This is a genomic window from Oleiphilus sp. HI0080, assembly GCF_001635135.1.
The window spans coordinates 1-9,067 of record NZ_LWFU01000328.1 but is presented as its reverse complement, the minus strand read 5'-3'; the positions used below and the strand labels follow the sequence as shown (position 1 = coordinate 9,067).

Annotated in this window: 7 protein-coding genes; 3 read left to right on the top strand and 4 right to left on the bottom strand. The window is 48.4% G+C overall.

Annotated features, from left to right (window positions below):
- Nucleotides 1–366, bottom strand: a 366-nt coding sequence (locus tag A3751_RS04235; protein ID WP_156492247.1) for a DUF3391 domain-containing protein, incomplete at its 3' end; no start/stop codon positions are given.
- A gap of 134 nt (nucleotides 367–500) precedes the next feature.
- Here A3751_RS04235 and A3751_RS04230 point away from each other — a divergent pair.
- A complete protein-coding gene (locus A3751_RS04230; protein WP_068452534.1) occupies nucleotides 501–3,146 on the top strand; it encodes a DUF748 domain-containing protein in 2,646 nt (881 codons plus the stop codon).
- 361 nt (nucleotides 3,147–3,507) lie between these two features.
- Here the strand turns inward: A3751_RS04230 and A3751_RS04225 are convergent, their stop codons facing one another.
- Nucleotides 3,508–4,059, bottom strand: a complete 552-nt coding sequence (locus A3751_RS04225; RefSeq protein ID WP_156492246.1) for a hypothetical protein — start codon at nucleotides 4,057–4,059, stop codon at nucleotides 3,508–3,510.
- A gap of 6 nt (nucleotides 4,060–4,065) precedes the next feature.
- Here A3751_RS04225 and A3751_RS04220 point away from each other — a divergent pair, with 6 nt between their 5' ends.
- Entirely contained in the window at nucleotides 4,066–4,830 is a 765-nt protein-coding gene (locus A3751_RS04220; RefSeq protein WP_068466286.1) for an AraC family transcriptional regulator, read from the top strand.
- A gap of 45 nt (nucleotides 4,831–4,875) precedes the next feature.
- On the opposite strand, the gene A3751_RS04215 is transcribed toward A3751_RS04220, so the two are convergent.
- Both A3751_RS04215 and A3751_RS04210 read right to left on the bottom strand, forming a co-directional pair.
- Complete coding sequence (locus A3751_RS04215; protein ID WP_068452537.1) at nucleotides 4,876–5,691, bottom strand: SDR family oxidoreductase; 816 nt, start codon at nucleotides 5,689–5,691, stop codon at nucleotides 4,876–4,878.
- Nucleotides 5,692–6,358: 667 nt separating this feature from the next.
- Nucleotides 6,359–8,284 carry a PhoX family phosphatase gene (locus A3751_RS04210; RefSeq protein ID WP_068452525.1) on the bottom strand — a complete coding sequence of 642 codons (1,926 nt, stop codon included), beginning with the start codon at nucleotides 8,282–8,284 and terminating at the stop codon, nucleotides 6,359–6,361.
- A gap of 277 nt (nucleotides 8,285–8,561) precedes the next feature.
- On the opposite strand from A3751_RS04210, the gene A3751_RS04205 reads away from it, so the two are divergent.
- Nucleotides 8,562–9,067 (top strand): deoxyribodipyrimidine photo-lyase (locus A3751_RS04205; protein ID WP_197466169.1); only part of this gene is annotated, 506 nt, incomplete at its 3' end.

Sequence of the window (9,067 nt, the reverse complement as noted above, 5' to 3'; positions counted from 1 at the left end):
TTTTTCCTCCTCGCTCGCTAGGTGTTCTTCCACGTTTTCTTCAACTGTCGTTTCAGTCGCGTTCTCAGTGGTCGCATCTAAAACCGACGTTTCTTGAGGGCGATCCTCGCTCGGCTCTTCCGCCTCGACAGCTTCGGGAAGAATATCGCTTTTGTCTCTCTCGATGGTGACTATTCTTACGCCAGAATCAATCAGTTTCTGAACGTCCTGAGGATCCTGAATTTTAAATGAGTGGCGTAAAAAAGGGCTGTCAATCCATGAGACATCAATACCGACAACATGCATGCCCGGCCGCAATAATGCGATTGGAATCTCTTGCTTGGCCATAAATAGAACTTCTCCGTATTGCTTGAGAAGAATAGTCAAGAATTGCTGTTTTGCAGTGTATATTTTTGTTTCTGAGAAGCAGGTGGCGAGCGCTTAATCTTGTGTTAATCTGAGCCTCAAACAAGTACGTCTGTCTTCCAGTATTAACCACTCAAATGTAAAAGGTGCCTACCTTGCTCACTATTTTTAACCGCATCATTGGTGCCGTTGCGTTACTGATTATTCTTACTTTGCTTGCAATTTGGGCCTTCAGCCCGTTGGCTGTGCGGCAATATGCGCCGCCTTTTCTAGCCGAGCTGGGTTTAGAAATGAGCGAATCCTCATCTATCCGTCTCAATCCGTTTAAAGGCGCGTTAACCGTTAACGACTTCGCGCTTAGCGAACTGACAGACCAAAAGCAGAACGTGGACCAGAGCCACGGCAGCAACAAGGCTGTCATTTCTCACGCGGTAATCGATGTAAGCTTGCTGGCACTGGTGGCCAAACAGCTAGCCTTTGATGAGCTAGATTTTGACGATCTAAGCATTACGATTGAGCGCGTACAAAGTCAAAACCAGCAAAGCAAAGAGGATTCAGAACCGACAACAAAAGAGATACTGAAGATCGCTGGTTACGCACTGCCAACTGACAACCCAGACAATGACGAAGAATCCGTTATAGAGGATAAGGAGCAAGGCTCTGAACCAATAAATTGGTCACTCGCAGTGCCAGAGCTAAGCATCGATAATTTCACAGCTCGCGTCCTCGACCTTGACTCCAGCCATGAGATTTCTCTTCAAAACCTCAGCGTCGTCGATTTAGCATTGGCGCAAAATGGCCTTAATGGCACTCTCGCTCTTTCTGCCCTGCTGAATGAAGCTCCCTTTAAGCTCGACCTAGAGATCGCCCTCGAGAATGAAGTGATCGAAGAGCAAGAGACAATTACCGGACAAGTATTGTTTGCAAGCAGCCTCGACAAACTAGCCGGCAGCGCTTTTTCATACTTGCTAAAAGACCAGCTGAATAAGCTTGGGGGCCACCTCGACTTCAACCTCGAAGGCGAAGTAAACATCCAAGCAAATGGCATAGCCTTGGCGCTCAAGCCCTCTTATTTAGAAGTACAACAGCTTGATCTGAGTCTCGCGGATGCGGAGGTGCGCGAGAGCAGCCTTAAACTGACAGCAAACTCATTAGCCGTATTACTCCCCAATGACGGTGAGATCAGTGCGGAGGGCGAAATCGCGCTGAACGGCCAAAATATTCAGATAGGCCCAAGCAATTCTGAAGATATTTTGCTCGCAATAGAGAACATGGAAATATCGTCGTTGAGCTTTAACGCGCCGAGCATCGACACGCTTACCGCTTCGGTAAATGAAGTACTTTTAAAAGAGGTAAGAATCTCCCAAAGAATCAGCACAAATGCGGGCGCATCAGAAAGCCCAGCAATAAATACGCAAGAGGCACCCGAGCTAGAACCCGTACAAAGTGATGAAACAGCGCAGCAGATTGAGCAACCGAGCCAACCTAAAATCACTATTGATCGCTCAGCTCCGCTTCTAGAGCTGGCTAGCCTAGATATCTCGCAAATTCAGTATAAGCCCGAGGCTCTCAGCATAGAATCTATAGACTTGGGTGCGCTTGATGCGCGCGTGCAAATTGATGAGCGACAGCAAATCTCCAATATTGTGTCGATTCGTGAAAAGTCGATAGCGCAGGAAGCACTGGATGAAGCCGTCGCCGAAGAACAAGTCACTTCACAGGGCAACAACACGAGTGAAGTAGAGGCCGACATTGAGAAAGAAAAGGCGGGATCATTTAACTTTGCGCTAGGTAACTTCGCTTTAAGAGACAACGGCGATATCACCCTCATCTACGAAGCGATGACGCCCAGATATGAGCAAACCTTCAATATCAAGACCCTCATCCTACAAAAACTAAACACCCAAACGCCCGATGAGTTCTCTCATCTAGAGATATCCCTCATAGCGGGTCGCTACACATTAATTGACGTGATCGGAGAGCTTGCGCCCTTTGCTGACCAGGTCAACATGACGCTTGATGTCAACGTGAAAGAGTTAGAGCTGCCAAAGATCTCTCCATTTATACGCACAGCCGCCGGCTTTGATATCGCCAATGGGCAACTCGATACAAAGACAAAAGTCGCCATTGTGAATGACATTGTGGATGGTAATTCTGAGATTGAGATCCGAGGCCTCGAAATCGATAACGTGGGAGACGTTCAATCGGGAAGCCTCGCTGAGAGCAGTTTCATTCCTCTCAATGTTGCGCTTGGCGCCTTGGAGGACAGTGATGGTCGAATCGAACTCGACGTTCCGATTCGCGGCAACGTAAACAATCCAAACTTCGGCGCAGCCGGCTTTTTAAACCTTGTCGCACAACGGGCCGCTATCGCCGCATCGCAGAGCTACGTAATCAACACGTTTGTACCGTACGCAAACATCGTCACGCTAACAAGCATTGCCGGTAGCTATGCCTTAAAGCCCCGAGTTGCTGATTTGATATTCGAGCCGGGAGAGTATGAGCTAAACGATGAGCAAAAAGCGTTTGTTGATAAGCTCGCATTGCTACTCAAAGACAAAGACGACATAGATATGCAGGCTTGTGGGTTTGCTGCGCACGCCGAAGTAGATTTTGATCAGAAAGAAAGTAGAAACCCCGATGAAGCCGCAGAACTTAGACGCCTCGCTCTAGACCGCGCGACGCAAGTCAAAAACTACCTGGTTGATGAAAAAGAGATAACCTCCTCTCGAATCCTGATATGTAAGCCGGTGATTGATGAACAGGGTGCCGCCTTACCCAGAGTGGAGTTTGAATTCTAGGTATCAACAAAGCCAGCGTTGAAGATCGACCGCGGCGAAAAGTACAAAAAAGACGCGTTTAACGCACCCAAAACGCGTTTTTCTAACGAACTTTTGTATTTTTAAGGGGGGATTAAGCCCTAAGGACGATGAGACTACGCCCCCTACGCCCCTAAAATGGGAACCATCAAAAGGCGGTACAGAAAAGATTCAGGCCCTTTCCTCTACAGTCTTTGAACATTTTCAGGAACACATATTATTAGCGTTACCTTTTATATGCCCGCTGTCGAATAGGCCTCGACAGCGGGCTTTTTATTTTGAGCAGAGCGGGCACACGCTTTAAAGACGTGTAATAACGACGATACGTTAAAAGCGATACTTCCTAGTTAACACGATAGGCGTAATGAACAGGCAAGCCTTTTCGCATCAAGACAAGAGATAGCTCGTTACCTTCTTCAAGTGTTGAGAACAGTGTGTTTTGCTGCTCATGCAACCATTCACCGTTCACGCGCATAATGACATCATTCTCTTGCAAACCAAGCGTTGTGTAGAACTCGTTGTCTGCAACACCCTCCAAACGCATAATGCGAACACCCTCGACCTCTAGCTCAGCCGGTTGAAAGAACGCTCTAAGTGCTGATTGATTTTCAAGTTGCTCGTCAACCCATTCTCGGCTTAATGGCCGCTCGCCTTCCGGCGCGACAACACCCCGATACTGATACTCAAGCCCTGCCGGAGGCAGCTCGTCAGTATCCAGCACATTACCTGAAGCAAGCGCTGCTTTTTCTATCTCGCTGATATAATCGGCCTCTTGAACGTCGACATAGTCTTCACGATCCTCTGACGAGCCAGAAAGACTCAAACGCTCAATAGTTCCCGCATTTTCAATTAAGACATACTTTGCAAACACTGCGCGCAGTAGCACGTCAGGCAAAATCTCTTGGCCAGTACGAAAATTCTGGGTGCGGTTAAAACCACAATTACTTTTCGAAATTTAGTTGTTAAAGGAATGCCCACAAAGCTTGAGCAATCTCCAGAAGGTTACACCTACAGCGTGGACTGCATTTCTGATGCACCCGCGTTTCACCCATTAATTGAGCTAGAGCTAGCGGCCTGTATTCGATTTGCCAAGCTCTGTACGCAGACGGCAGATGCCTATCCACTGAACATTAAACGCGTTTCATTAAGACACTGCCCTATTGCGCCTGTGCGTCACTATCAGCGGATATTTGGCTGTCCGCCTACGTTTAACGCAAGCACATACAGCATATTGCTACCAGCAGAAGAGCTAGAAAAGCCGACCCACAACCCGAATTTTGGGCTATATAGATTACTTGAAGAGAAGCTCAGCCGGGCGCTGATCAACCGAAGCGAGCAGATATCCTTTAGCGATAAAGTGCGCGCCTATATCGGCGCGAATATACCGGAGAATTTCCCTTCTCAGGAAGAAGTGGCTCAGCACTTTTGCTTGAGTGTAAGCGGACTAAAAAATCGTCTCAAAAAAGAAGGCTCCACATTTCGTAAGCTAGTCGATGAGAAGCGCTTTAAACTCGCCGAGCAGTTCATCAAGAACGAAGACCGGAGTCTAAAAGAAATTGGCTATGAACTGGGTTTTTCCGATCAAAGTGCCTTTAATCGCGCATTCAAGCGCTGGAACGGACTGAACCCCGGGCAGTTTCGATCCACCGAAACCACCGACAACTAGCGCACAAACGGCTTAACCGGAGTGTATGTCGACACGTCGAACAGTTCACGATGCTCGTGTACGTTTTAAATAACGTTTCTTCTCTTTGGCACCTTTCGCTGTTAGAGCCGGCTTTAATGCCTTTCGCAAAGTAGGCAGCAAGTATCCCGCAGTCGCCAACAAGCCAGAAAACCCCGGAATCGCGCGCTCTCGCTTACCATCCAGTGCACATTCAATAACGGCATCGGCGATCTCATCGGCATCGCTCATTGGTTGCGAGAACACCATGTCTGGGACGTCTTCAATATGATCCATGATAAACGCAGTATCGATTGGTCCAGGGGAGACCAGCGATACCGTCACCGCGGTTTCATTCAACTCTTCAGCAAGCGCCAACGAGAAAGCACGAAGTCCAAATTTACTGCATGAATACGTCGCCTCACCTTCAAGCGGGAAACGTCCAGCCAGCGAGGCAACATTCACGACTGCGCCATGCGATGCCTTTAGAAGGTGTGGCAAAGCGAGTTTGGTAAGCCGAATCGGCCCCTTAAGGTTCACATCAATGGTTTGATCAAGCCCGGAAAGATCCGCTTCTGCGACATCGCCACGCTCATGATATCCGGCATTATTCACTAGCACATCAATACGACCAAACTGCTCGACGGCTTTTGCTATTAGGGCTTCACAGTCTTCGAGCTTGGCGACGTCGGTTTGCACAGCCATTGCGCCATTGCCTAGCTCCTGAGCGAGCTGATTTAGCTCTTTGATAGAGCGAGCCGCCAAAACCACCGAAGCGCCTGCTTTGGCAAATTGCCGCGCACACGCCTCACCGACCCCCGCAGAAGCGCCTGTAATGATGACCACCTGATCTTGGAATTGCATTGGGAGAATCCTTTTGTCTTGTTTTAGAGGACTATAGCGGAGCTTGGAAATGGAGAGTATGGTTTTTCTTTGTTCAGGCGTTTTTTGTTGCGAGTAGTATATTTCTACGAATCTTTTTTGGGTTGGCTTGGCTCGGAGGGCTTGGGTACTCTGATCAGTTTCGGCCTGAAGGCCGATACGCTTCTCTTTGGACGAGAATTGGCCCCTCGATAATTTTTTGTTTACGAGGTTTCGATGTTTTTTGGTGTGCGCAAACATAGAGCGAAGCAACGGCAACTTTTCGAAGAGCGAGCGGCTCCGCCAAACCCATCTATCACACCCATGACTCACGAGACCCGCGTAAACATTAAATTTCATCGAAGGGATCAACCCGTAAAGGCGCTAGCCGTCCGGGTCGCCTTTAGATTCTTAAGACCTTTGGCGAGACAAAGGTCTTAAGGCGCTGTCGGGCGCCACCCGACAGATAAGAAATGGTAAACACAGAATTATATTCAAAAACTTTGTCCCGTGGCCTTCAGGCCGAAAACCGATCAGTACACCCAAGCCAAACGGAAAAACTTACAGCAGGATGCTGCTTGCTACAAATCCAGCTACAAATCCAAGCATCAAGATCCAATTAAAAAATGGCGAGCAGGCCAAAACCTGCTCGCCATCTTCTAAGGCGAGTTTAAGATCCGATAATCCCGCCATCCTTGCGGGTAATAACTAATGTGCAGTCCCGAGGAATCAAACCACTTTCTTTCGCTGCAGGAAAGCTGGTTGACGCTGGATTACCATTACCAGGATGCTGAATATTCACGAACGCTGTGCGACGATCTGGCGTAACTGTAAAGCCAGTAATCTCATCACTATTCACACCAACGAGCAGGCGCTTTGGCTGAGGAATCTCACCTTCGGCTAGCTCCTGATTGGTATCAAATACCGTTAACTGATCTTGCAAGCCTTGTGGCTGCCCACCATCGGTACCGATAAACAAGCGGCCGTCTTCATCAGCCCAAGCGGCATCTGGAGAAGAGAAGGCAGTTTCCTGATCAACCGTATCTGATGCAAGAATGTAGATATCCCAAGTAAAACTGTCTGCTGAGTGATCAGTGGTGCGAATAATGTGTCCGTTTGAGTTTGGTGCTTGCGGGTTAGCAGCATTTGGCTCAGTTCGGCGCGAGTTATTGGTAAGGGTCCAAAATACCTCACCATTCTTACCAATTGTCGTCCATTCTGGTCGATCCATCGGTGTTGCGCCAACAATGTCAGCCGCAATCCGCGTATTGATTAAGAGCTCACCCATATCACTAAAGCGTGCTGCAAGCTCTGGATTGTCCAGTGTTAACGGAAGCCAGTCACCCGACCCATCCTCATTAAATCGCGCAACGAACAAGGTACCGTTGTCTAACGGGCTTTCGCCATCGGCAATCGCTCTTGCCCATGAAACATGAGACTCAAACTTGTAGCAATAATCAAAGCGCTGGTCATCACCCATGTAGCAGGCAACGCGGCCATCATCCAACTCTTTAATTGCGATTGCTTCATGCTTAAACCGGCCAAGCGCCGTGCGTTTAACCGGTTTTTGCGTACCGTCAAATGGATCGATCTCAACAATCCAACCGAAACGATTCGCCTCATTTGCATAATCACTATCGTTCAAGTCAAATCGCTTATCGAATGCGTACCAAGCGTATCCAAAACCGTTTTGCGTAAATCCATAACGCGCTTGCTCCTCGGTCGGCGCAAACTCTTCAAGTGACCCGAAGTACCCGTTAAAGTTCTCTTCACATGTCAGATACGTACCCCAAGGCGTGTAGCCTGCGCCACAGTTATTAACCGTACCTAGTGGTGTGTTGCCAGCCGGATTTTGTAACAATTCTGAACTCGCAGCAGGACCAGAGAACTGCACCGGTGTATTGACTGTAATGCGGCGACTAAAAGGGCTTCTTGCTGGACGCCATTGACCTTTCCAATCACGCTTTATTTTGATAACCGACACACCGTGAATGTTCTGAGAGAGCCGCACATCTTCTAAGCTTTCGGGTAAATCCTTTCCCAGCGCGTGAGGGTTAGTGCCATATTCATGGTTTATGCAGAGCATGCCCGCATCGTTTTGCATCGGATAGCGGTGCCCATAACGACGCGCCTTGCGCATATCCATCGGGAAGAACCACATACCATCGTGCCCAAGCCCCGTTTGCAGCGCCGCCTCTTTCGAGGAGGGACGGCTGTTTGGATCGCCGTTATATTCTGTCGTAGCACCTGGCTCAATCGGCGTACCCCACGGGATCAGCACCTGATACTCATAGTCGTCCGATATGGTCGGCATAGTGGTATCAACAACATCTGCAATCGCAACAGGCTTAAAGCCAACCAGCTTCTTATTTTTTTTCTTATGGTAACCGTTACCAAAACCCCACTTTGCAGAGGCTGAGGGCGCTAGAAAAGCGGCTGTTGAACCCGCTAACGTGCCTTGTACAACCTTGCGTCGACTAACGTATGCGTTCAAAACCTTGTCAAAAGGCGTATTATTTGAAGGGTTTGATGAGTTGTCATCTGGATCTTGAAACCCCGATTCTTCAACTCTCTGATCGATCTTGTTGTCTGTCATGATAGCGTCTCCTCGCTAAATCGTTTTTGCTGCATGTCTGATTCGAAAATCAGATCAAACTTAAGGCTTTGTAGGTATTTCAGGCTTACCTTAAGCACAGCGCATGACAGTTCAGAGGCAGTTATTTGAAAGATTCTTTACAACGAGCTTCACGCCTTTACCATCGCGAGGAGCACGCTCTCGTTTTAGAGCCCAAGGTAAACTAAGCTGATCAGCGAAGCAGCGCGTATTCATTCATGTAGATGACAAACCAAGACGTTTAGGAGGGGCTCAAGCCATGCAACACGATGAACAATCTAACAGCACCCCGAGTCTCGGCCTTGTATGGTTAACGGATGATTTGCGCTTGGACGACAATGGCCTACTTTCGAGGGCTGCAATGGAGTGCGACAATCTCATCATCTGTTTTTTTATCGATCCCACTCATTTCAAACAAGATATGTATGGCTGCCAAAGGTTAGGATTACACCGTCGACAGTTTTTATCCGAAAGCCTGCTCTTTCTGCGAACAAAACTCGAAGCGCTAGGTCAACGCTTGAACATATTTTTAGCGAAACCACTGAGCAGTATTGAAGCAATTTGCGCACATCTACCTGTGACGCACATTTACCGATCAACACCGGTCGCCTTTAATGAAAGTAGAGACTGGTTACACCTCCGCGCCAGCTTGCCTGACATTCGACATGTTCAAGCCGAAACGCGCTGCCTCTTTGAGGCGAGCGACATTGAATTCAGCTCCGAGCCCGCCATCGCCACCTTTCCGAAAACCTTTAGCCAGTTTCG

Coding starts and splice junctions, on each gene's coding strand:
- A3751_RS04210 (WP_068452525.1), bottom strand. CDS start 8,284: ATGACAGACAACAAGATCGATCAGAGAGTTGAAGAATCGGGGTTTCAA.
- A3751_RS04215 (WP_068452537.1), bottom strand. CDS start 5,691: ATGCAATTCCAAGATCAGGTGGTCATCATTACAGGCGCTTCTGCGGGG.